The following is a 23,776-nucleotide window of genomic DNA, read 5'->3' as shown; positions in this document are numbered from 1 at the left end:
GCATGACCACCGAGATCCGTGTTCTCGACAGCGAGGACGACCTCCTCGCTGCGGCCAACGTGTTTCGCACCGCCATGGTCGGGTTCCCACCGCTGTCGAACCTGCAGCCGGGCCAGATCACCAAGATGCTCGAGGCCGGCCGCGCCATCGGTGCGTTCGTCGGCGGACAGCTCGTCGGCACCGCCGACGCCACCACGGGCGGGCTGACGCTTCCCGGTGGAGCGATCGTCGGCCACGCCGCCGTCACACACATCGGGGTGTTGCCGTCGTTCACCCGGAAAGGAATCGCCACCAACCTGATTCGGCATCAGCTGGACGACACCGCCGCACGGGGTGAGGTGGTCGCAACGTTGCGGGCGTCGGAGGCGACGATCTATGAGCGCTACGGCTACGGCGTCGCGAGTTCGTCGCAAACCGTGGAGGTTCAGACGGCACGGGCAGCGCTACGTCCGGATGTCGGGGCCGGCGGCCCGGTGCGACTGCTGGACGCGGCGCAGGCCTGGGATGTCCTTCCGCGCATCTATGCCGAGAATCGTCCGTCCCGGCCGGGCACCGTCGACCGCCCGGCGGTGTGGTGGCAGGGCCTGCGCCTGCGCACCGAAGCGTTCCCGGGGGCTTCGTATGTCGCGGTGCACGGCGAAGCCGGTGACGAGTCGGGATTCGTCCGCTACCGCCCCATCGAGACCGACACGTGGTTCGTCAGCGATCAGCGCACCATCGTGGTCGAGGACTTCTTCGCCCCCACCACGGACGCCTATCTCGGGCTGATGCGCTTCCTGCTCAGGCTCGATCTCATTGACTGCGTGACGTTTTGGATGCTGCCCGTCGATGATCCGCTGCCCTGGTTGCTGCTCGATCGGCGGGCCGCGCGGGTGACCGCGGTGCACGATGAAACGTGGCTTCGCGTCGTCGACGCCCAAGAGGCACTGACGGCACGCCGATACGAGGGAGAGGGCGCCGTCACCATCGCTGTCAATGACCCACTGTTGCAGAACAATTCAGCAAGCTTCAGCATCGCGGCCGGCGGTGCGGAAAAGACGGACCGGCACCCCCAACTGCACGTCGGTATTGAGGGGCTCGGCGCCGTTCTGCTCGGCGGCGCCACCTGGCGCGGCCTCGCGATGGCCGGGCTGGCCCGCGCCGAGGACCCGGCGGCGCTGGCCGTGGCCGATCGGCTGTTCGCGGTCCCCGTCGCACCGTATGCCGGGTTCTTCTTCTAGGGGCGCTGGGGGGGGGACGAGCCCGTGATTGTCATCATCGGCGCGGGGATATGTGGGCTCGCGGCCGCCTACGAGCTGGCGCGGCGCGGCGAGCGCGCGATGGTGTTCGAGCGCGGCGAGCCGTTCGCCGAACAGTCCGCCGGACTGGCGCGGATCTTCCGCATCGCGCACCGGCGCCCGGCGTTGTGCCGGCTCGCGATGCAGGCCCGCGTCGGCTGGCAGCGCTGGGAGGTTGAGTTTGGCGCCGGGCGACTGCTCGGCTCCGAGGGGTTCATCGCCGTCGGCGCCGACAAAGACATCGCGGCGGCGATGACGGATGCCGGCGCCGCGTTCTCCTGGTGCGACCGGTCTGAGATCGCGGCGCGGATCCCGTTCCTGGCCGCGCCCTGGCAGACCGGAGTAGTCGATCCACTCGGCGGCAGCCTGCGCATCCGCCGCGCGCTGAACGCCTTGGCGCGGCGGGTCGCCCTCTCCCGCGCCGAGGTCGTATCGGTGGCCGACGACGGCTCGACGACGCTGGCGGACGGCACCGTCGTGCAAGGCGACCGCGTCCTCATCTGCGCGGGGGTTCAGACGCCGGCGCTGTTCGGCCCGCTCGGGGTCGAATTCGCCCCGCACACTCGCTTCACCTACGAGGGCGCCCACGCGACCGGCGCCGCGTGCCTGTCTGCGCGCGAGGGCTACGGGTTGCCGCTGGGCAGCACGGGCCGCTGGGCCTTCGGGCAGGAAGTGCCAGACCCCGCGGCGGTGCGCGCGCTGTTCCCATCACTGTCTCCCGTGGGCCGGGTGGACTGTGTCACGGCTCGAGCCCCGTGGCTCGACTCCGGCGGGGATGGTTGGACGGTGGCGCGCCGCGGCCGCGTCGTCGCGTTCGTCGGCAGCAACCTGATGAAGTTCGGGCCGCTGCTCGGTGAACTGCTCGCTGACGCCGTGCTGAGCGACGAGGTCCCTCGCGATCTCGGCGCCGGGAGACAGTGATCGCCTTCGACCGGCGGCGCGGGCAACAGTAGTGTTGCGAGACGAGACTGATAGCCGCCGTTAAACCGCTAGAACCCCTTGCCGATAAGAACTGAGCGACAGCGACGCCGGGAGAACAACCATGAGCGCCCAGCAGCCGACCATCATCTACACGCTGACCGACGAGGCGCCGATGCTGGCGACCTACGCCTTTCTGCCGATCGTGCGCGCCTTTGCCGAGCCCGCGGGCATCAAGATCGAGGCCAGCGACATCTCCGTCGCGGCGCGCATCTTGGCCGAATTTCCCGACGAGCTCACCGAGGAGCAGCGGGTGCCTGACAACCTGGCCGAACTGGGCAAGCTGACGCACGAACCGGACACCAACATCATCAAGCTGCCGAACATCAGCGCCTCGGTCCCGCAGCTGGTGGCCGCGATCAAGGAACTGCAGGGCAAGGGCTTCAAGATTCCGGACTTCCCGCAGAACCCGAAGACCGACGAGGAAAAGGAGCTTAGGAAGCGCTACGCCAACGTCCTCGGTAGCGCGGTGAATCCCGTACTGCGCCAGGGCAACTCGGACCGTCGCGCGCCGAAGGCCGTCAAGGACTACGTGCGGAAGCACCCGCACAGCATGGGCGAGTGGTCGATGGCCTCGCGCACCCACGTCGCGACCATGAAGCACGGCGACTTCTATCACGGCGAGAAGTCGATGACCCTGGACCGCGCCCGTGACGTCAAGATGGAGCTGGTGACCAAGGGCGGCGAGGCGATCGTGCTTGCGCCCAAGGTGTCGCTGCTCGAGGGCGACATCATCGACAGTATGTTCATGAGCAAGAAGGCCCTGTGCGCCTTCTACGAAGAGCAGATGGAGGACGCGTACGAGACGGGCGTGATGTTCTCGCTGCACGTCAAGGCGACGATGATGAAGGTCTCGCACCCGATCGTCTTCGGACACGCCGTGAAGATCTTCTACAAGGAGGCGTTCGCCAAACACCAGGAGCTTTTCGACGAGCTCGGCGTCAACGTCAACAATGGGCTGGTCGATCTGTACAACAAGATCGAGTCGCTGCCCGCCTCGCAGCGCGACGAGATCATCCGCGACCTGCACGCCTGCCATGAACACCGCCCCGAACTGGCCATGGTCGATTCGGCCAAAGGGATCACCAACTTCCATTCACCAAGCGACGTGATCGTGGACGCGTCGATGCCCGCGATGATCCGCGCCGGCGGCAAGATGTGGGGCGCCGACGGGCGGCAGAAGGACACCAAAGCCGTCAACCCAGAGTCCACGTTCTCCCGGATCTACCAGGAAGTCATCAACTTCTGTAAGACGCACGGGGCATTCGATCCGGCGACGATGGGCACCGTCCCCAACGTCGGGCTCATGGCGCAGCAGGCGGAGGAGTACGGCTCGCACGACAAGACGTTCGAGATCCCCGAGGACGGCGTCGCCAACATCGTCGACCTCGACACCGGGGAGGTCCTGATGACGCAGAACGTGGAGGAGGGCGACATCTGGCGCATGCCCGTCGTCAGGGACGAAGCGATCCGCGACTGGGTCAAGCTGGCCGTCACACGGGCGCGCAACTCGGGCATGCCGGTGGTGTTCTGGCTGGACGTGGAGCGTCCGCACGAGAACGAGATGAGGAAGAAGGTCTACACGTACCTCGCCGATCACGACACCGAGGGTCTCGACATCCAGATCATGTCGCAGGAACGAGCCATGCGGCACACGATCGAGCGCGCGATGCGCGGGCAGGACACCATCGCCGCCACCGGCAACATCCTGCGCGACTACCTCACCGACCTGTTCCCCATCCTGGAGCTGGGCACCAGCGCCAAGATGCTGTCGATCGTGCCGCTAATGGCCGGCGGCGGAATGTACGAGACCGGGGCGGGCGGTTCGGCGCCCAAGCACGTCCACCAATTGGTCGAGGAGAACCACCTGCGCTGGGATTCGCTGGGCGAATACCTGGCGCTGGGAGCTTGTTTCGAAGACGTGGGCATCAAGACCGGCAACGACCGGGCCAAGATCCTGGGCAAGACGCTGGATTCCGCGATCGGCAAGCTGCTGGACAACAACAAGAGCCCGTCTCGCAAGACCGGCGAGCTCGACAACCGGGGCAGCCAGTTCTACCTCGCCCTGTACTGGGCCCAGGAACTCGCCGCTCAGACCGATGACGAGGAACTGCGCAAGCACTTCGCCCCACTCGCCGAAGCGTTGGCCAAGAACGAAGACGTCATCGTGGCTGAACTCAACGAGGCCCAGGGCGAGGAGGTCGACATCGGCGGCTACTACCTGCCGGACACCGAGAAGACAGTGGCGGTGATGCGGCCGAGCAAAACCTTCAATGCCGCGTTGGAGGCCGCGCAAGGCTGACGCCCCCCTTGGGTAAGAGCATGACGGACATCATCGTCGTCAAGGTCAAGCCGGGCAGCCGCAAGGGACCCCTTGTCGAGATCGGTTCCACCGGTGAGTTGACAATTTACGTGCGCGAGCCGGCGGTCGACGGCAAGGCCAACGACGCGGTCGCGCGCTTGTTGGCCGCCCACCTCCAATTACCAAGAAGCCGCATCGAATTGGTGTCCGGAGCTATGTGCTGTTCCTGTCGCGCCAGAAGCGCTTTCGTGTTAGCCGCTGATCGCAGCCGTTGTATCGCCGTCGGGGTGCCGGCGCCGACGGACTGACGGCTAACCTGATCGCTGCACCACTCACAGGAGAGAACAATGCTGCACGCGTTCTGGCATAACTTCACCCATAACCTGTTCAAGCCGCTCCTGCTGTTCTTCTACTTCGGGTTCCTGATCCCGATCCTGAGGGTGCGTTTCGAGTTTCCGCATGGCATCCACCAGGCCCTGACCATGTATCTGCTGGTAGCGATCGGCTGGCAGGGGGGCGAGCAGCTCGCCGCGATCAAGCCGGTGCATATCGGCGCGATCGCCGGCTTCATGATCCTGGGCTTCGTCTTGAACTTCGCGATCGGTGCCGTCACCTACGTGGCGCTGAGTTGGCTGAGCGCCATGCGGCGCGTGGACCGGGCGATGGTCGCGGGCTATTACAGCTCGGATTCGGCCGGGACCTTCGCCACCTGTGTGGCCGTGCTGACCGGCCTGGGCATCGCGTTCGACGCCTACATGCCGGTCATGCTCGCCGTCATGGAGATTCCCGGCTGCCTGGTCGCGTTGTATCTCGTCGCGCGACTGCGGAATCGGGGCATGGACCCGGCGGGGAACATGCCTGATGAGCCAGACTACTGCGCACCGGCGACGGTCGGCGCCGGGCCCGGTACCGAGGCGGCGGGCACGCACGACCAGGCCCATGCCGCCGCGGGCGAACGCGAGATCGCTTCGGGTAAGGGGGAATATCTCGAGCGAGAGCGCCCGCACGGGGATGGCGTAGACCAGCGCGTCTCCAAAACCGAGCTGCTCAACGAGGTCCTGCTCAACCCCGGGATCTGCCTTCTCGTCGGCGCGATTTTCATTGGCTTCATCAGCGGGTTGCAGGGCCAGAAGGTGATTCACGACGACAACGCTTTCTTTGTGTCGGCCTTCCAGGGGGCGCTGTGTCTGTTCCTGCTCGAAATGGGCATGGCTGCCTCACGTAAGCTGAAGGACCTGCGGTCGGCGGGCCCGGGCTTCATCCTCTTCGGTTTGGTTGCACCCAATGTCTTTGCGACACTGGGGATCGTCATCGCTCACGGATACGCCTTCTACACCCACACTGAGTTCAAACAAGGCACCTACGTGCTGTTCGCGGTGTTATGTGCGGCCGCGTCTTACATCACCGTCCCGGCGGTTCAGCGGCTGGCGGTCCCCGAAGCCAGCCCGACCCTACCGTTGGCGGCGTCGCTGGGTTTGACGTTTTCCTACAACGCCACCATAGGAATACCCCTGTATATCGAGATCGCCCGCGTCGCCACTTGGTGGGGCCTGTAACGGTTCAGGCGGGGCCGCGTCCGTCGCCGGTGAGTTTCACCAGCAGTCGCGTGCCACCCAGCGGGCTGGCGTGCAGAGACGCTGCGCCGCCGTGCAATTCGGCCTGCTGGGCGACCAGTGCCAGTCCTAATCCGGACCCTGAACGCGATGCGGTCGACCCGCGGGAGAAGCGTTCGAAGACCGCGGCGCGTTCCTCCTCGGGGATCCCGGTGCCGTTGTCGTCGATCGCGATTTCCACGCCGTCGCCGGAACTGGTTACGTTGAGCCGAATTTCGCTGGCGCCGCCGTGTTTGACAGCGTTGGCGATGGCATTGTCGATCACCAGCCGCAGCCCGGTGGGCAGCCCGATCATCAGCACGGTGGGCGACGGCACCAGCGACACCTGCACGTCCGGGTAGATGCGGAGCGCGTCGTGTGCGGCGCGGTCCAACAGCTCGGTGATGTCGAAGGGGACAAAATCGTCGACGGTGGTCAGTTCGCCTTGCGCCAGTCTTTCCAGCGCCGTCAGTGTCGCTTCGATCCGGCTTTGGGTGCGGATGATGTCGCCGATCACCTCGTGACGCTGGTCGGCGGCCAGCTCCAAGGTGGACAGCACCTCCAGGTTGGTGCGCATGGCCGTCAACGGGGTGCGCAATTCGTGTGAGGCAACGGCGGCGAAGTCGCGGGCCGACTCCAGCGCTGCCTTAGTCCGCTGTTGCTCGTTGCCGATGCGGGCCAGCATTCCCTCTACCGCTTCGGCGATCTCGACGGCTTCATGCACACCGCGGACCTGGACTTCGTCGGGGCTGGACTGGGCATTGATGGCGCGTGCCTGCTGCGCCAGCAGAAGGAACGGGTTGACCATGATCAACGAGATCACCCAGCCGACCAGAACCGTGCCACCGATGACGCCGGCGCAGATCAGCAACACCCGCAGATGGAGCTCGTTGATCCGATGTTGAGCCTCGGCCAACGGCGCGGCCAGCGCGATCGAGGCCGGACCCGCGGAGAAGGTACGGACGCGGTATTGCACGCCGTTGATGGTCGTGTTGGCATAGCCGGTCGCAAGTTTGGGCACGACGACGTTGCTGGGCACGGACACCGTCACGCCCCCGATGCGTGCGGTGCGTACCAGGTCGCCGTCCGACGTTGGCCGGTCGGGGTTGGCGAGCTGCGCGGTGTTGAGCAGGCTGTTGATATCACCCAAGCTGCTGACCGAATCCAGGCGGCGGTCGAGCTGGCTGTATTGATCGTTGGTGACGCCAATCCACACCCACGCGCCCAGCGCGAGCACAAGTGCGATCACCGATAGTTGCGAGACGATGACGATGGTGCGTAGCGACAGCACCCGCGTCGGCAGCCGCATCCCAAACACGCGGATATCGGGCTGCCCTGCGCCGACAGCGCTTCCCTGTGACATCTTTCCTTCTAGTTTCCTCTCTAGGCCTGTCAGCTTGCGAGGCCAGCGGCGGACGCGAATGCTTCAAGTTCTCGCTCGATGCCGGATCCGGCGGGCTGGTAAACGATCTCGGTGACGCCTTGGGCGGCGAGGCCGGCGATCTTGTCCGCGACTTGCTCGGCGGTGCCCGTCAGCGCCATCGAGCTGGCAAGCGGGATCAGGTCGACAACATGCGGCTCATCAAGAGGATTGGCCTGCACGAGATGCCCGGCATGGATGGCGAGATGCCGCTCGTCCTCGGGATAAGCCTCGACCGCCTCGCGCCAGCCTTGCCCACCCGGGAATGCGTCCACCGCCGCGCCGCCGCGCTCGTACACGGCGTGGTAGAGCACCACCGCACCGGGCCCCGCGGCATCGATGGCGCGGGGCGACGTCAGGTCCTCGCCATCGTCGAGCACCGTGCCGAAGCACAGCAGCGCCCTCCAGTCGGTCCACTTCGCGGCATCGGGCTGGGGTACGGCGGCGGAGAACACGCCGTCGCCGAGCTCGGCGGCCACAGCCAACCCCTTTGGGCCCTCGGCGCCGATCAGTATCGGCACCTGAATCGGTCGCAGCGCCCCGAAGCGGGGCAGGTGCAGCATCGAGATCTTGGCCCCCTCCCACTCGGCGGTGTCGCCGGCGAGAAGAGCCCGCAAGCAGCGGACGTACTCGGCGACCTTGCGCCACGGCATCGGCCGCTGGCCCAGAGCCATCCGGCCGGTAAACCCTGAGCCGACCGCGACCACGACCCGCCCGGGTGCCTGGCCCTCCAGCTCGGCGATCGCAGCGGCATTGACCATCGGATGCCGCAGGCTGGGAACGAGCACTCCCGGCCCGAGGCCGATGCGCGTCGTGCGCTCGGCGCATCGGGTCAGCACCATCCACACGTCCGGGTAGAGCGCCGGCGAGTCGTAGAGCCACGCATGCCGGTAGCCCAGTGTTTCGGCCAGCTCCACGTGGGCCGGTGTGTCGGACGAAGTGGCAAACGCACAGGAGATGTCCATCGCCAAACACTAGCCCGGCCGTCAGCGCACTACCTCGCGGTGGCCCGCGTCGAGGCGACGGGTCCAGCCGCGCGCGTCCAGGTGTTCCAGCAACGGGATCGCGACCCGTCTAGTGGTGCAAAGGGCTTGCCGCGCTTGGCTTGTGGTGAACGGTTGTTCCAGCGCGGCGAGAGCCCGCATCGCCAGCGCGGGTGCCGTGGGCAGCAGCACCACGCCGTCACGCAGTCGCAGCACCCGACCGGCGCGCTCGGCCGCGGCCAGTTCGCGGGCGCCGAGCCGCAGCGCCGACAGCTCGTCGGCCTCCGGCGCGTGGAATGGCTCGGCCCGTAGCCGCGCCTCCAGCTCACCGACGGCCGCTTCGGCGTTTCCGAGGTCGTCGCGGGCGCCGGCCAGCCGGATGTGCCCGCCGCCCTGCTCGAGTCCCGCGTCGCGGGCGACCGCGTCCAGTAGCGACTCGTCCGGCATACCCAGCAGGTCGCGGGCCGCGCCACGAGATAGTCCATCCGCCAACGGATCTCGGGCGTGCAGCTCGTTCACCGCGGACCGCAGCCGCTGCTGCCAGGCGTCGTAGGCCGGGCCGTGTACCCACCAGCCGTCGAGCACCCGAACGCCCATCGGCGGATCAGCGTCGCGGGATAGCAGCCCCAACCGTCGTAGGTGGCGCTCTCGCACCGCACCCCGCCGTGCCACCTCGGCTGCCACGTCACCGCCGGGGTCCATTCCGGCGAGCGCCGCGGCCCGCCGAGCGCTGTCGCCGCGGCGCCGCAATGGCGGCGGATCGGCGTCGAGCACCTGTGCACCGGCGAGTGCTTGACTGCCGCCTGGGTAGCGCAATATCAACCGGTCGCCGAGGACCAGCGGCAGCCGCCGTTCCAAGGTCAGCCGGCCGTGCTCGTCGTCGAAAGGTCGCAGCCGCGCCGGCACGGCCGCGGTTCCGACATGCACGACGAGCTCCGCCGGGGCTTCGGTCAGTGGGCTACCGGTAACGCGGCGCACGTCGAGGGTGCGCGTGCTCGGCCACGCGTCGGGTGTGACCAGCGCGTCGCCGCGGTGGACGGCGTCGCGGGACACCCCGCGCAGGTTGAGCGCGACTCGAGCCACCGGTCCGACGTTGGGGTACGGTTCGCCGCGGCTCTGCAGACCGCGGATCACCACCGATCGCGTGCGTTGCGCCCCGAGCAGGTCAAGCCGGTCACCGCAGGCGAGCGTGCCCGCCCCCAGCGTCCCGGTGACCACGGTTCCCGCACCGGTGATGGTGAAGGAGCGGTCGACCCACAGCCGCACCCGCGCGGTGGTCTCGGGCGGGGGTACCCGCGAAAGGACACGGTCGAGGGCGGCACCCAACTGGGTCAGCCCGCTGCCGTCGAGCGCCGAGACGATGACGCCGGGCGCGTCGCGCAACCCGGTCTCCGAAAGCCTCTCGCGGGCCTGCTCGAGGACTTTCGCGCCGGCACCTTCCGGTGCTCGGTCGGCGCGGGTGATCGCGATGAGGCCGTGCCGAATACCCAACGCGGCGAGCGCATCTCGGTGGTCGCTGGACTGCGCCTGCCACCCCTCGTCGGCGGCGACCACGAAGCAGACCACCGGTGCCGGGCCGAGACCGGCCAGGGTGTTGCCCAGGAAGCGATGGTGGCCGGGTACATCGACGAATGCGACCTCGCGGCCCGACGCCAACGTGGTCCAGGCGAAGCCGAGGTCGATAGTCAGCCCGCGACGACGCTCCTCCTCCCAGCGGTCGGGCTCCATGCCGGTGAGGGCCCGGATGAGGGTGCTCTTGCCGTGGTCGACGTGGCCGGCGGTGGCAACGACATACGTCTGCGGGGTCTTCAGCGGTCGTCCTGCAGTCGCGCCAGCGCTTCACGTACGGCGCCCAGCAGGCGATCATCGTCGGATTCGGGGATGCACCGCAGGTCGAGCAGGCACGCCCCGTCGTGCACCCGCGGCAGCACCGCGGGGTCACCCGAGCGTAGGGGGCCGGCCGCGGCTTCGGGCAGGCGCACCGCCCATCCGGGCAGGGGGACGCCGGGGGCTCCCCCGCCGCCGACCCGGCCGTCGTGCGCGACGACCGACGCGCCCACCGCGTCGGCGAGACGCTCGGCCCGGGCGCGCAGCCGTTCGACGTCGGCGTGCAGCGCCTGGGTCACCGGCGAAGCGCCGGCGCGAAGGGTCGCCTCGAGCGCGGCGAGGGTGAGCTTGTCGGCGCGCACCGCGCGCGCCAGCGGATGCCGCGCCATCCGGGCGACCACGTCCGCGCGGCCGAGCACGATGCCCGCCTGCGGGCCGCCGAGCAGCTTGTCACCGCTGGCGGTGACGACGTCTGCGCCTTCGGACAGCGCGGTGGCGGCATCGGGCTCATCGGGCAGCACGGGGTCGGGCGCGAGCAGCCCGCTGCCGAGGTCTGCGACCAGGGGCACGTTGTTGGCAGCGGTCAGCTCCCGAAGCTCTTGCAGGGCAACGGATTTCGTGAAACCTTCCACCCGGAAGTTGCTCTGATGCACCTTGAGCACGCAACCGGTCTGTGGCCCGATCGCGTCGGCGTAGTCCTTCAGGTGGGTGCGGTTGGTGGTGCCCACTTCACGCAGGCGGGCACCGGTGGAGGCGATCAGGTCGGGCAGCCGGAACCCGGCGCCGATTTCGATCAATTCCCCGCGACTTATCACCACCTCCGCGCCGGCCGCGAGTGCTGTGGTGGCGAGCACCAGCGCGGCGGCGCCGTTGTTGACCACGAGGGCGTCCTCGGCTGCCGAGCAGGCGGCCAGCAGCGCCTCGCGGGCCGCGACCCCCCGCTTCGAGCGGGTGCCGGTGGCCAGGTCCAGTTCCACATCGACGTAGCCGCTCGCGGAGATCAGCGCTTCGACCGCGCCCGCGGCCAGCGGGGCGCGACCCAGGTTGGTGTGCACGACGACACCGGTGGCGTTGAGCACTGGCCGCAACGTGGTGGCGGTGCGCTGGGCCAGTGACTTGATTAGAGCGTCTTGTACCTGGTCGGCTGCCAGGTCACCGCGTCGGGCCTGGTCCTGAATATCGCGCACGGCCGCTTTTACGACGTACTCGCCCAGCCGCGCCCGCGCCTGCCGCACTGCCGGGAGCGCCAGCAGCTGATCCGTGCGCGGAATTGGGCGTCGCGGGTCGACCTGAGTCACGTGCCTCCTCGATTCGCGGAGGCGGACGGGAATCGAACCCGCCAGACCGAGCTACTCGATCTCACCGGTTTTGAAGACCGGGGGGACCACCAGGAACCCAAACGCCTCCACCGGACAAACTAGCCCGTGCGGCTGGTGCCGGGCGACGTATCAAGTCACATCCGCCACAGTGGCCTCCCGGGAGGACGGTGTTCGTTTTGTCCAAATTGGATATACCTGCTGGCCCAGAGACACGTCTGGCAATTGTGACCAATACGCTGTCGGCATGGGCCACACGCGCCTCACCGGATACGCGCACGGCGGCGGGTGTGCTTGCAAGATCCCACCCGGTGAGCTCGAAGAAGCGGTCCGCGGTCTCGTCGGGCAATCGGGCGAGGACGTCTTGGTCGGGCTCGACGACGGCGACGACGCGGCCGCGGTGCGAGTCGGCGAACTTGCGGTGCTGTCCACGGCGGACTTCTTCACACCGGTCGTCGACGACGCCTACGACTGGGGCCGGATCGCCGCGGCCAACGCGCTTTCGGACGTCTACGCGATGGGCGGTCGCCCGATCGTAGCGATCAACCTTGTCGGCTGGCCGCGTGATGTGCTGCCGCTGCAGCTGATGACCGAGGTCCTACGCGGCGGGTTGGCGGTGGCGTCGGAGGCGGGCTGCCCGGTCATCGGTGGCCATTCGATCGACGACCCGGAACCGAAGTACGGGATGGCCGTCACCGGTGTCGCCGACCCGGCTCGGCTGCTGCGCAACAACGCCGCCGAACCGGGCCTGCCGCTCACCCTGACCAAACCGCTCGGTGTCGGACTGCTCAACAATCGGCACAAACAGACCGGCGAGGTGTTCGCCGAAGCGATAGCCACGATGACGCAGCTCAACCGCGACGCCGCCGAGGCCGCGGTGGCCAGCGGTGTGCGCGCGGCCACCGACGTCACCGGCTTCGGGCTGCTCGGGCACCTCTACAAAATGTGCCGGGCCTCCAAAGTAGGTGCCGTCATCGACGTCGCCGGGGTGCCGGTTATCGAGAGCGCACGCGGCGCGTTGCGCGACGGGTTCGTCTCCGGTGGGACTCGCCGCAACCTCGACTGGGTTCGGCCGCAGCTGCGATGCGCGCCGCACATCAGTGAGGATGACCTGCTGTTGCTCGCCGACGCGCAAACCTCCGGCGGCCTGCTCGTGGTCGGCGAACTACCCGGTCATCCGGTGATCGGTTACACCGTGGCGGGCGAGGGTATCGAAATCCGCTAGCTCGCTGTCGTGATCGAATCGCCGGTGATACCCGCGGCGCGGCGCGCGGCCAGCCTGCGCTTCTGCGGCTCGATCGTGTAGCGGGGATCGCGAGCTGATTCCTTGCCCGCCTCGAAGAAACCAAACCTCAGCATCGCCGACGCCGTCAGTAGCGTCAGGCCGGACAAGGCAGCGACACCGCGGCGTTGGCCGCCGAGCAACGCGCCCAAACCGCCTGCGGCGGCTAGCCATTCGCTCCATGCCAGCAACCGGCCTGGCGTGCCGTGATGCAGCGGTTCTCTGGTCACAGGGTCCATCCGATACTCCGTGAACCTGGCGGAGATCAGATCACACGCCGCACCGATGACAGCTAGCCTGCGGGCAGGCCCGGCCTCGGAGACGGGAGTGGTGATCATCGCCAATCCCGATGCGGCCAGGCTCGCCGAACTGACGAAGACGAACGGCAGGTCTTTGTACGCAGCGTTCCACGTCGGGGTCGCGGTGTCGGTGAGCAGCACCGCGGTGTAGACGGCAAGCGGCGGCGCAAAGATCGCGGCTTCCAATCCGGCCGGTCCCTCCATCGCCCGCAGCACGGGCCGCAACGGGCCCAACGGGATTCGCTCGCCGGTCATCCGGTCGACCTCGGACGCCGCGGCAATCCCGATGCCAGCGCTGAAGAAGCTCAGAATCCACGAGCCAATGCTCATCGGCGAGGTCAACTTGATGGTCCGCAACATGTTGACGAAACGCTCGGGCCGGCCCAGGTCCTTCACCAGCGCAACCGCGCCCAGCAGCACCGCAACCAGGGCGGACAGCCTTGTGTTGCGGCGCAACGTGTTTCGCCCGGTGAGTTGGGCGCCGGCCGCCAGCAGACCGGACCCGCCCGCAACGCCACCCAGGAACAGATACGCGCCGACCTCGTGGCCCCACGTCGCCGGCTTGACCACCGGGCGCCCGTAGTAGCTGGTGAACTCCGCCTCGGGCACCATCAACGACTCGTCGCGTCGGCGCCGGTTGCCCTGAGGCCTCAGGCGCCGCTTGCCACCGGGCTCCGGCGGACGCAGGCTGTCGTACTCAGACGTGCTCACCGGCTTCTCCAAAACGCCAGCGCCCCAGCCGCGAACATTCCCGCCGCGGCCATGCCCGCCCGTTTGAACATCTGCAGCAGGTCGGCGGTCGGCACCCGCGGGTCGGGCGGCAGGCCGTAGACCTCCGGCTCGTCGAGCAGCAGGAAGACCGAGCCGATACCGCCGACGCCGTCGTGCTCGTTGGCACCGTAGAGGCGAGCTTCGGTGAGCCCGCGCGCGTGCAGTTCGGCGACGCGTTCGCGCGCCTGCGCAACCAGGTCGTCGTGGTTGCCGAATTTGATCGACGTTGTCGGGCAGGTCTTGGCGCAGGCCGGTATCTCGTCCTCGATCAGCCGGTCGTAGCACAGCGTGCATTTCTGCGCGACGCCGGTGACGAACTTTTCTTCCGGAAGCTCGGACCGTTTCGTGGGGGTGGTGTACGTCCCGTCGCTGCGGCGTTCGACGACGCCGAACGGGCACCCGGCCACGCACGTGCCGCACCCGTTGCAGACGTCGTGCTGCACGACGACCGTGCCGAACTCGGTGCGGAACAGCGCGCCCGTCGGGCAGACGTCCAGGCACCCGGCGTGCGTACAGTGCTTGCACACGTCGGAGGCCATCAGCCAGCGGAACTCCGGGGTGTCCGGCGGACTCGTATCCGGCGGGCCCGGGACAGTCGGCATGCCCAGATTCACCAGCTCAAGCCCGGATTCGCGTGCCTGCTCGATGCGTTCGCGGCCTTGCTCGATAAATGCGACATGCCGCCAGGTGCTGGCACCCAGGTGACCCGTGTTGTCATAGGACGACCCCAGCAGTTCCAGGTCACCGTCGAGTGGGTTGCGGTTCCACTCCTTGCACGCCACCTCGCAGGCCTTGCACCCGATGCAGATCGACGTGTCGGTGAAGAAACCCTTGCGCGGCTTGGGATCCGACCACCCTGCGGCGGCGGCGGGGTCGGTCGGTCCAGACAGTTGGCCCATCAGTCCTCCCGTCCTGGATCGGTGATGCGGATATTGTCCGTTTCCACGGTTACCCCCGCGCGGGATTGGTACTCCTCGATCAAACGCAGCAGCGCCTCGCCCTGCGGCCGGCGGCCCGGACGGATGTCGCAGGACCCGGCTTTGGACTCCTGGATCTGCACGTTCGGATCGAGCGCCACCCCGAGCAGGTCGTTGGCCGCGTCACCGCTCACCACCGCGTCACCGCCCACTCCCCAGTGATACGGCAGCCCGATCTGGTGCACGGTGTGCCCGCCGATCACCAGCGGGGTCATCCGTTCGGTGACAAGCACTTTGGCCTCGATCGCCGCGCGCGGCGAGACGATGGTCGCCCAGCCGTAGGGTTCCAGGCCACGTTCGGCGGCCAGCTCCGGAGACACCTCGCAGAACATTTCCGGTTGCAGCTCGGACAGGTAGGGCAGCCAGCGGCTCATGCCGCCCGCGGTGTGGTGTTCGGTGAGCCGGTAGGTGGTGAACACGTACGGATATACGTCCGCACCGGGGTCACCTGCGCTCGGCGCCCACAGATTGTCCTTGCGCGGGAAGATGATTCGCGACGGGTTCTGCTGTTGCGGGTAGAGCGCGTTGGTGATCGGCGACTCCTGCGGCTCGTAGTGGGTGGGCAGCGGGCCGTCGACCAAGCCCTTGGGCGCGAACAGCCAGCCCTTGCCGTCGGCCTGCATGATGAACGGGTCGTCGCCCGCCAGGGCATCGGGTCCGCCGACGTCGGGATCCGGGCGGACGTGCGGGGCGCGGTCGACCGGGAAATCGGGCACGTCGTCGCCGACCCAACGGCTCTGCTGCTCGTCCCACCAGATGTAGCGTTTGCGCTCGCTCCACGGTTTGCCGTCGGGGTCGGCCGAGGCCCGGTTGTACAGGATGCGGCGGTCGGCGGGCCAGGCCCAGCCCCACTCGGACTGGCTCGGACTCGGACCGCCCTGCGGCGCTCGGCGGGCGGCCTGGTTGACACCGTCGGCGTACACGCCCGAATAGATCCAGCAGCCGCATGACGTCGATCCGTCGGCACCGAGTTCGGTGTACCCCGGTACGGGCTGGCCGGCTTTGGGCCCGCTCAGGTAGCAGCCGCTGATCTCGGCCAGTACTGCTGTGGAGTCGGGCTCTCCAGGCTCGTCGGTGGGATAGTCCCACGTCAGATCGAGCAGCGGCCGGTCGCGTTCGTCGGTAGACTCGGCCAGCCGCTGCCGGATTCGCTTGCCCAGCTCGACGAAGAACTGCAATTCGCTCTGGCAGTCCCCGGGCGGGTCGACGGCCTTGTGCCGCCACTGCACCAGGCGTTGGGTCTGGGTGAACGATCCGGCCTTTTCGACGTGGGTGGCCGCCGGGAAGAAGAACACCTCGGTCTCGATCTCCTCGGTCTTCAGCTCGCCGGAGGCGATCTCGGGGCCGTCCTTCCAGAAGGTGGCCGACTCGATGAGGTTCAGGTCGCGTACCACCAACCACTTCAGGTGCGACATGCCCATGCGCTGCATGCGGCCGTTGGCCGATCCGACGGCGGGGTTCTGACCCAGCAGGAAGTAGCCGTCGACCTCGTCGTCGAGCATCGACATGACCGTCTGATAGGTGCCGTGCGGGCCGGACAGCCGCGGCAGGTAGTCGAACGCCCAGTCGTTGTCCGCACGGGCGGCATCGCCCCACCACGCCTTGAGTAGGCTAACGATATAGGTGTCGGCGTTGGCCCAGAAGCCTTTCTGATTCTTCGGCCCGACGGCCTCGATGTAGTCGCGGAAGGTGTCGTGGACGCCGGCCTTGGGCATCGACAGGTAGCCGGGCAGCAAATTGAACAGCGTGGGGATGTCGGTGGAGCCCTGAATGGTCGCGTGGCCGCGTAGCGGCATGATGCCGCTGCCGGGGCGTCCGACGTTGCCCAGCAACAGCTGCAAAATCGTTGCGGTGCGGATGAATTGGGCTCCGAGCGTGTGCTGGGTCCAGCCCACCGCGTAGGCGAAGCAGGTGGTGCGTTCGCGGCCGGAGTTCTCGGTGATGGCTCGGGCGAGGTAGTGAAAGTCTTCGATGCTGATGCCGCAGACGTCGCGCACCATTTCCGGTGTGTAGCGGGCATAGTGCCGCTTGACGATCTGAAACACCGTCCGCGGATGCTGCAAGGTCTCGTCGCGCTGCACGCGGGCGTGTGGCAACGGTGGGCCGCCGCTGCCGTGCACATCGCCGGCGGCGCGGGCCGAGGCGCTGGCACCGTGTTCTTGGCCGGCTTCGGCGTCTTCCTGTCCTGCATAGGCCCACGTCGACGGGTCGTATTGTCCCGTCTCGAGATCAAAGCCGGAGAACAGTCCGCCCAGATCCTCTGTGTCCTTGTAGTTTTCGTTGATCAGGGTTGCCGCGTTGGTGTAGGCGATCACGTAGTCCTCGAACCAAAAATCGTGGGTGATCACGTGATTGATGAGCGCACCCAGCAGCACCACATCGGATCCGGCCCTGATCGGGATGTGCTTGTCGCACACCGCAGATGTACGGGTGAACCGCGGGTCGACGTGAATCACCTTCGCGCCGCGGGCTTTGGCTTCCTCGACCCACTGGAAACCGACCGGATGGCACTCGGCCATGTTGGAGCCCTGGATAACGATGCAGTCCGCGTTGGCCATGTCTTGCAGTGATTGGGTGGCGCCGCCGCGCCCGAAGGAGGTCCCCAGACCGGGAACCGTGGCGGAGTGTCAAATACGGGCTTGGTTCTCGATCTGGATGGCGCCCGCGGCGGTGAAGAGTTTCTTGATGACGTAGTTCTCTTCGTTGTCCAGCGTGGCGCCGCCCAGCGCGGCGATCTTCATGGTGCGCCGCAGCGGATGGCCCTTCTTGTCGATGTCCTGCCAGGCGTGGCGGCGGGCCTCGACGAAGCGGTCGGCCACCATGTCGATGGCGGTATCGAGGTCCAGCGACTGCCATTCGGTGGCGTGGGGGGCGCGGTAGAGCATCTTGATCTGCCGGCCCGGGGAGTTGACCAGCTGCTCGCTGGCCGAACCCTTGGGGCACAGCCGGCCTCGCGAGATCGGCGAGTCCGGGTCGCCCTCGATCTGCACGACCCGCTCGTCTTTGACGTACACCAGCTGCCCGCAACCGACCGCGCAGTAGGGACACACGCTTTGCACCACTCGGTCGGCCGTAGTGGTGCGAGCGGTGATGGCGCGGGTCTGCTTGGAGGTCACCGCCGTCCCGCGGCCGAACCGGTCCCCAGAACGCAGCTGACGGACCACGGGCCATTCAAGGAAGATTTTCGGCAGGAAATTGTTCGGCGCCATGCCCGAAAGGTTAGTGCGCTTCGGGCGCGTGCGCGACGGACGCAACCGCGATCACGTCACCGACGCGGTGTAGATCTCCTCGATGTTCGACGCGAGCTTCTGGTCGAATTCCGCGTCGGTCTGCTGGGCGGTCAGCCCCTCCGTCAACGCCCGCGAGAAACTCGCGATGAGTCGGTGATTGCGGGCCAGGATCGCACAACTCACCGCGAGGCTGTAGCCGCCGGACAAGGCGACCACACGCAGCACTCGGGGATGATCAATCAGCGGCGCATAGAGGTTGTCTTCGTCGGGCAACGTCAGTTTGAGCATGACCTGCCTGTCGTCGGAGAGCTCGTCGAGCTTGGTGGTCAGCGCCGCCACCAACAGGCTGTCCGCTTTCGGCTTGTCGGGGCTTTCGATGCTGACCTCGGGCTCGATGATCGGCATGAGTCCCCGCTCGGCGATGGTGTTCGCGTAGTCGAACTGCTGGTCGACGATGGCCTTGATTCCCTCATCGTTCGGCTCCTGGATGAACGAACGCATCTTGGTGCCGAAAATGCCGTTGGCGACGGCGCGCTCCAGCAGGGAGTCGAGCTTCGTCATCGGCTTCATGAGCTGCACACCGTTTTCGGCGGGGCTCAGCCCCTGGTCGACCTTCACAAACGGCACGATGTGCTTCTGCTTCCACAGAAACGCCGCAGTGGCGTCACCGTTAATGGTTCGGTCCATGGTCTGCTCGAAAAGGATGGTCGCCAGTATCTTGTCGCCGGTGAAGCTCGGGCTCGACATGAGACGTGCGCGCATCTCATGGACGAGATCGAACATCTGCTCTTCGCCGTCGTATGAGTCCTCCGAAATCCCGTAGAGCTTCAAGGCTTTTGGCGTGCTGCCACCGCTTTGGTCCAGCGCGGCGATAAAGCCACGCCCCGACGACATCACGTCGCGTTGCTCGTCGTTCACTGTGATCCTTCCGTCGTTGGAGACCTTCGCCCATGTTCTAGCATCGCGCACCGGCACCCCGTCCGGCTAGCACCTGCGGGCAGTGCAGGCGACCCAGCTGCGGCGGCGCACCAATCGATGCTCGACGGCGCCCAGGGCCCAGTCGCTGAGCTTGCCCAACCCGGCGAGCAGGACGATCGCCAGCAGCATCACGTCGGTGCGCCCGGTGTTCTGGCTGTCGATCAGCAGAAACCCGAGACCCTTCGACGAGGCGATCAGCTCCGCTGCGACCAGAAACAGCCATGCGTTGGCCATACCCATGGGCACGGGGGTCAAGATGTCGACTTCCGTTGTCCGAAGCGCCGAGCAACCCACGCGCCTCGCCAGGCGCTACAAGGCCAGCGCCTGGCGCAGCACCGCGATCGCCTCGGCCTGCTCCCGCCGCGAGACCGCCGCGGTTTGGATGAGGGCTGAGCCGTGGAAAGTGCCTGGGAACAAATGCAATTCGACGCTGACTCCGGCGGTGAGCATGGCCAGGGCGTAGGCGACGCCCTCGTCGCGCAGGGGATCGAAGTGCATCACCGAGACGTACGCGGGCGGCAGGCCCGCCAGGTCGGTCGCGCGGGCCGGGGCGGCATAGACCGACACGTCGTCGGAGCCGGCGCGGCCCGGCCCGAGGTAGCAGTCCCAGCTGAACACTGCTCGGGGACGATTCCACAGCGGGGTATCGGTGAATGCGGCCATGCTCGGGCTGGTGAGCCGATCGTCGAGCTCCGGCACCGACAGGAACTGAAAGGCGATATGCGGCCCACCGCGGTCACGGGCCAGCAGCGCCAGCCCCGCGCCCAGTCCGCCGCCGGCGCTCATGCCGTGGATCGCGATGCGCGCAGCGTCAATGCCCAGCTCACCCGCGTGAGCCGCCATCCAGACCAGGCCGGCATAGACGTCTTCCAGCGGCCCGGGGAACGGTGTCTCCGGCGCCAGCCGGTAGTCCACGGACACTACGCCGACGCCGAGCTCACGGGCGAGCGTGACGTTGGAGGCGTGCTCGGTCTCGAGATCCCCGGCGATAAACCCGCCACCGTGGACGCTGTATATCCCGGCGGGTGCGGTGGGATGTTCGGGCCGGTAGATCCGCACGGTCACCGCGGGATCACCGTCGCGGCCTGGGATTTCGCGGTCCTCGATGTGCAGCCCCGTCGTATCCGGCAGCGGCAGCTGGGCGATCATCTCCGACATCGCCGTCCGCATCCTCGCCACGTCGTCCCCCTCCCAGGTGGGGAGGAGAGGGACCATCTCAGCGATTTCAGGGTCGAACGCGTAGGTCGTCATTTGGCGCTCCGGGATCGATTTCGCATCACCACATCTTGCTTAGCAATCCTGCCGCTGGCCAGTGTCGGGACCGATCATGTCACCATGAGGCATGGCCGGCCCCGAGGATGGCGCGTCGAGCGTGAACAAACTCGCGCGGCCCACCAACGCCGACGTGGCCCGGTTGGTGGGCGTGTCGACGGCGACCGTCAGCTATGTGCTGAACGAGGTGGCAGGCCGAAAGATCTCGCCCCGCACCCGTGAGGCGGTCTATCGCGCCGCTGAGCAGGTGGGTTATCGGCCCAATCTCGCCGCGCGCAACCTCGCCCGCGGCAAGAGCGGCGTGGTGTTATACGTGCTGCCGCGCGTCGCGGTGGGCGAGATGCCCATGCAGGCGGGCAGCCGGATGACCACGGAGCTGGCGCGGGTGGGCTTGCTGCAGGTGCAATTCTTTGAGACCGAGGACGACCAGCATGTCATCGACGCGGTCAAGAACCTCGACCCCGTCGCGATCACCAGCCTCTTCCCGTTGAGCAGAGACGTTGTCGACGTGGCGGAGGCCGCCTCGATACCGCACATCGAGATCGGGACGCTGCCCGCTCTGGGAGCCCCGCATCTCTCGGTTGGAGAGCTGCGCGTGGAGCACCTGGTCTCGCGCGGTCACCGATGCATCGCGTTCGCCTACGGGGGGATCGGCCGGTGGCGTGCCCTGGGCGATTACTGGCTGCAAGGGGTCGCCGGCGCGGCGCAGGCTCGTGAGCTTCCGCCCGTGCGCATCGCCGAGGTCACCGGGGAAAACGCCGCGCAGGTGGTCACCGACTGGGTGCGGGACGGCGTCACCGCGGTGTGTGCGCAAAGCGACGAGATCGCGTGCGTGGTTTTGAACGGCATCCGCGATGCGGGGTTGCGCTGCCCGGACGATCTCGCCGTGATGGGCGTTGACGCCACTCCGATGTCAGCGCTGAGCTCTCCCGCGCTCACCACGGTGGAGTTCAACCCCATCGCGGTCGCCGACGTGGCCATCGCCGCTGTGCTCACCGAGTTGGGTATCCCGCCCAACCGCCTCCGCAGCCGACGGACATCGCCCGCCTGGTCGCGCGCGCCTCGACCTGATCGGACGCTAACCGTTACCCCGGGGCCGCGGCGCGTGCTCCCTCAGTGAGATCGCGGACCTGGGCGTAACGTTCACGCACCGCGGGGCAGGGTAGCCCGCGGTACTCGTCGGCGGGCGGCGTCTTCCACTGCGGCGGACGCGGGCCGCCGCTGAGTACCCAGGCGGCCTGTCGCGCCGCCCCGAGCGCCACGTATTCCGCCGGGCTGGGCGCCAGCACGGGGACGCCGAAGACCGTCGGCGCCATTTCGCGCAAGGCCTGCGATCGGGCGCCGCCGCCGATGAGAAGGACCCTGCGGGCAACCACACCGAGCGCGGTCAGGTGGTCGATGCCGTCTGCGAGCGCGCACAGCAGGCCTTCGACTGCCGCACGCGCTAGGTTGGCGGCCGTCGAATTCGACACCCGCAGGCCGTGCAGAGCTCCGGCCGCGTTGGGACGGTTAGGCGTGCGCTCGCCTTCCAGGTAGGGCACCAGCACCAGGCCTTCACTGCCCACCGGCGCCGATAGCGCCAGCCGGGACAGCTCGTCGTGATCGACACGCAACATGCCGGCTGCCGCGTCGAGCACCCTGGCTGCGTTGAGGGTGCACACCAGCGGCAGGTATCGCCCTGTGCCGTCAGCGAATCCGGCGACGAACCCGCGATCGTCGTGGATCGGGGCACGCGCGATCGTCGACACCACCCCTGAGGTTCCCACCGAGACGATGATGTCGCCTTCCTCCGCGCACAGGCCGAGCGCGGCCGCGGCGTTGTCGCCCAAACCCGGCCCGAACGCGGTCGGCCCGCTCGACGTGATGGCCTGACCGGGCCCCAGCACCACCGGCAGCAGCGGGCGCCGGCCGCGCATCGCCAACTCGAGCAGGTCGCTGCGATAGGCGTTGTCCACCGCGTCGTAGTAGCCGGTGCCGCTGGCGTCGCTTCGATCAGTGGTCAGTTCGGTGATCTCGCCGTGGCCGCGTAGCCGCCAGGTCAGCCAATCGTGGGGCAGACACACTGCCGCCGTCCGATCGGCGTGATCGGGTTCGAGGTCGGCCAGCCAGCGCAGCTTGGACACCGTGATCGCCGCCAGCGGCACCACCCCGACCGCATTCGCCCAGGCTTGCCGCCCGCCCAGTTCGGCCACCAGTGCCGTGGCTGCATCGGCCGAGCGGGTGTCATTCCACAGCAGCGCTGGGCGCACCACGTGGCCGTCGCAGTCGAGGCAAACCATGCCGTGCTGCTGGGCCGCCACCGACACTGCGGCCACATCGTCGAGCCCACCGGCGGCCGCGATACCGCTGGCCGCCGCGGATTCCCAAGCGGCCGGGTCGATTTCGGTGCCATCCGGATGTGGCGCGCGTCCCTTGCGAACGACCTCACCCGTGCCGGCATCACAGACCGCAACCTTGCACGACTGAGTCGACGAGTCGATGCCGGCGACGAACTTCACGTCCGCCTCACCCGCTTCTGCGCCACGGCACCAATGATGCCTCACCGTCGGCCGACGCTGATCGCGATCGGGGCCACGGCGCGGTGTTTACTAAACTGTTCTGCACTGTGCTTAACACCGAACACACACCCGCTGCACGCCAAAGGTTTTCCGGCCTTCTGCTTGCCGCCACTTTGGGATTGGGCGGGTGCCAAACACACGTACCTGCACAGAAACCGGCGCCGACACCTACACCGACGCTGCATCCGATCTCGGTGCGTCCGGTCAAAAAGTTCTCCCCTGCGCCGCCGGGATCGTATGAGTGCCAGCAGGCGGTCGCGGCACCGGCGCCGAGCGATCCCCTTGTCGCCTGTGACACCGTCCGCACCGGGTCCTACACGCTCGAGCCCGAGGCGGTGGTGTTGCATCCGACGCGCGCCGAATCACGCCAAAATGCCACCGGGTACGGCGTCGTGGTCGCGTTGGACCAACCCTCACAAGCGGCATTTGCCAGTTACACCTCCGCCAACGTGGGCACCCAAGCCGCGCTCGTCCTCAACGGCGCGGTCATCGGCGCGCCCGAGATCCGTGTGCCCGTAAACTCGAATCAACTCGAGATATCCACCTACGGCGAGACCGCCCAGCAAGCCGACGCCATCGTTCAGTCGTTGCAGTCATGATCCGGCATAACGTCAAAGATGCTTGACGGCAACGGGTTTCGGTTCCCACGCCCGTCGGGCACGTCTCGCGAGTTGAAGAACCCCGATTGCCCATCGCCTGGGTTGAATCCACCCG

At 67.6% G+C, this 23,776-nt stretch carries 16 protein-coding genes, 1 tRNA gene and 3 pseudogenes; 8 read left to right on the top strand and 12 right to left on the bottom strand.

All coding sequences use genetic code 11. The features are described 5' to 3' along the window. The first annotated feature begins 2 nt into the window (after nucleotides 1-2). The 5 genes and pseudogenes from ACLP9N_RS10305 to ACLP9N_RS10285 all read left to right on the top strand — a co-directional run bounded on the left by ACLP9N_RS10305 (nucleotide 3) and on the right by ACLP9N_RS10285 (nucleotide 6,113). On the top strand, nucleotides 3-1,220 hold the full coding sequence (locus tag ACLP9N_RS10305; protein ID WP_442407307.1) for a GNAT family N-acetyltransferase: 1,218 nt from the start codon (nucleotides 3-5) through the stop codon (nucleotides 1,218-1,220). Nucleotides 1,221-1,244: 24 nt separating this feature from the next. Further along, the gene (locus ACLP9N_RS10300; RefSeq protein WP_442407306.1) at nucleotides 1,245-2,198 is read left to right on the top strand and encodes an NAD(P)/FAD-dependent oxidoreductase; all 954 of its coding nucleotides are present in this window, start codon (nucleotides 1,245-1,247) and stop codon (nucleotides 2,196-2,198) included. Between the two features lie 121 nt (nucleotides 2,199-2,319). Next, entirely contained in the window at nucleotides 2,320-4,557 is a 2,238-nt protein-coding gene (locus ACLP9N_RS10295; RefSeq protein ID WP_442407305.1) for an NADP-dependent isocitrate dehydrogenase, read from the top strand. A gap of 20 nt (nucleotides 4,558-4,577) precedes the next feature. Continuing rightward, a pseudogene (locus ACLP9N_RS10290) lies at nucleotides 4,578-4,819 on the top strand (DUF167 domain-containing protein). A gap of 85 nt (nucleotides 4,820-4,904) precedes the next feature. Next, nucleotides 4,905-6,113 (top strand): sodium-dependent bicarbonate transport family permease, encoded by a 1,209-nt coding sequence (locus ACLP9N_RS10285; protein ID WP_442407304.1) that lies wholly within the window; start codon nucleotides 4,905-4,907, stop codon nucleotides 6,111-6,113. A 4-nt stretch (nucleotides 6,114-6,117) separates the two neighbouring features. On the opposite strand, the gene ACLP9N_RS10280 is transcribed toward ACLP9N_RS10285, so the two are convergent. From ACLP9N_RS10280 to ACLP9N_RS10260, 5 genes are all read right to left on the bottom strand, one after another. Further along, nucleotides 6,118-7,458, bottom strand: coding sequence for a sensor histidine kinase (locus ACLP9N_RS10280; protein WP_442407318.1), 1,341 nt, complete (start codon nucleotides 7,456-7,458; stop codon nucleotides 6,118-6,120). 83 nt (nucleotides 7,459-7,541) lie between these two features. Continuing rightward, nucleotides 7,542-8,534, bottom strand: a complete 993-nt coding sequence (locus ACLP9N_RS10275; RefSeq protein ID WP_442407303.1) for an LLM class flavin-dependent oxidoreductase — start codon at nucleotides 8,532-8,534, stop codon at nucleotides 7,542-7,544. A gap of 21 nt (nucleotides 8,535-8,555) precedes the next feature. Further along, on the bottom strand, nucleotides 8,556-10,364 hold the full coding sequence (gene selB, locus ACLP9N_RS10270) for a selenocysteine-specific translation elongation factor (RefSeq protein WP_442407317.1): 1,809 nt from the start codon (nucleotides 10,362-10,364) through the stop codon (nucleotides 8,556-8,558). Continuing rightward, nucleotides 10,361-11,677, bottom strand: a complete 1,317-nt coding sequence (gene selA / locus ACLP9N_RS10265) for an L-seryl-tRNA(Sec) selenium transferase (protein ID WP_442407302.1) — start codon at nucleotides 11,675-11,677, stop codon at nucleotides 10,361-10,363. The genes selB and selA overlap by 4 nt, the downstream gene beginning before the upstream one ends. A gap of 16 nt (nucleotides 11,678-11,693) precedes the next feature. Then, nucleotides 11,694-11,786, bottom strand: a tRNA-Sec gene (locus tag ACLP9N_RS10260). A gap of 156 nt (nucleotides 11,787-11,942) precedes the next feature. Here ACLP9N_RS10260 and selD point away from each other — a divergent pair. Then, the gene (gene selD / locus ACLP9N_RS10255) at nucleotides 11,943-12,920 is read left to right on the top strand and encodes a selenide, water dikinase SelD (protein ID WP_442407301.1); all 978 of its coding nucleotides are present in this window, start codon (nucleotides 11,943-11,945) and stop codon (nucleotides 12,918-12,920) included. Here selD and nrfD read toward each other — a convergent pair. From nrfD to ACLP9N_RS10225, 6 genes and pseudogenes are all read right to left on the bottom strand, one after another. Continuing rightward, nucleotides 12,917-13,987: an NrfD/PsrC family molybdoenzyme membrane anchor subunit gene (nrfD, locus tag ACLP9N_RS10250; RefSeq protein WP_442407300.1), complete on the bottom strand. Its 1,071-nt coding sequence runs from the start codon at nucleotides 13,985-13,987 to the stop codon at nucleotides 12,917-12,919. The two genes, selD and nrfD, sit on opposite strands and share 4 nt — an antisense overlap. Beyond that, complete coding sequence (locus ACLP9N_RS10245) at nucleotides 13,984-14,946, bottom strand: 4Fe-4S dicluster domain-containing protein (RefSeq protein ID WP_442407299.1); 963 nt, start codon at nucleotides 14,944-14,946, stop codon at nucleotides 13,984-13,986. Before ACLP9N_RS10245 ends, nrfD begins: the two co-directional genes overlap by 4 nt. Then, nucleotides 14,946-18,233: a formate dehydrogenase gene (gene fdh, locus ACLP9N_RS10240; protein ID WP_442407298.1), complete on the bottom strand. Its 3,288-nt coding sequence runs from the start codon at nucleotides 18,231-18,233 to the stop codon at nucleotides 14,946-14,948. The genes ACLP9N_RS10245 and fdh overlap by 1 nt, the downstream gene beginning before the upstream one ends. Before the next feature lie 51 nt (nucleotides 18,234-18,284). Continuing rightward, nucleotides 18,285-19,172, bottom strand: coding sequence for a fructose bisphosphate aldolase (locus ACLP9N_RS10235; protein ID WP_442407297.1), 888 nt, complete (start codon nucleotides 19,170-19,172; stop codon nucleotides 18,285-18,287). Nucleotides 19,173-19,238: 66 nt separating this feature from the next. Continuing rightward, nucleotides 19,239-19,529 (bottom strand): annotated as a pseudogene (locus tag ACLP9N_RS10230) (ABC transporter permease); the annotation flags it as partial. A 12-nt stretch (nucleotides 19,530-19,541) separates the two neighbouring features. Further along, nucleotides 19,542-20,483, bottom strand: a complete 942-nt coding sequence (locus ACLP9N_RS10225; protein ID WP_442407296.1) for an alpha/beta hydrolase — start codon at nucleotides 20,481-20,483, stop codon at nucleotides 19,542-19,544. Between the two features lie 91 nt (nucleotides 20,484-20,574). On the opposite strand from ACLP9N_RS10225, the pseudogene ACLP9N_RS10220 reads away from it, so the two are divergent. Beyond that, nucleotides 20,575-21,575: pseudogene (locus ACLP9N_RS10220) on the top strand (LacI family DNA-binding transcriptional regulator). A 14-nt stretch (nucleotides 21,576-21,589) separates the two neighbouring features. On the opposite strand, the gene ACLP9N_RS10215 reads toward ACLP9N_RS10220, so the two are convergent. Beyond that, entirely contained in the window at nucleotides 21,590-23,002 is a 1,413-nt protein-coding gene (locus ACLP9N_RS10215) for a xylulokinase (RefSeq protein ID WP_442407295.1), read from the bottom strand. A 254-nt stretch (nucleotides 23,003-23,256) separates the two neighbouring features. Between ACLP9N_RS10215 and ACLP9N_RS10210 the strand changes: the two genes are divergently transcribed. After that, complete coding sequence (locus ACLP9N_RS10210) at nucleotides 23,257-23,661, top strand: SecDF P1 head subdomain-containing protein (protein ID WP_442407294.1); 405 nt, start codon at nucleotides 23,257-23,259, stop codon at nucleotides 23,659-23,661. The last annotated feature ends 115 nt before the right edge of the window (nucleotides 23,662-23,776 follow it).

This window comes from Mycobacterium sp. (genome assembly GCF_052144515.1).
In the GTDB taxonomy this organism is placed as follows: domain Bacteria; phylum Actinomycetota; class Actinomycetes; order Mycobacteriales; family Mycobacteriaceae; genus Mycobacterium.
The sequence above is the reverse complement of the archived record's forward strand: the minus strand, read 5'-3'. Positions and strand labels throughout refer to the sequence as shown.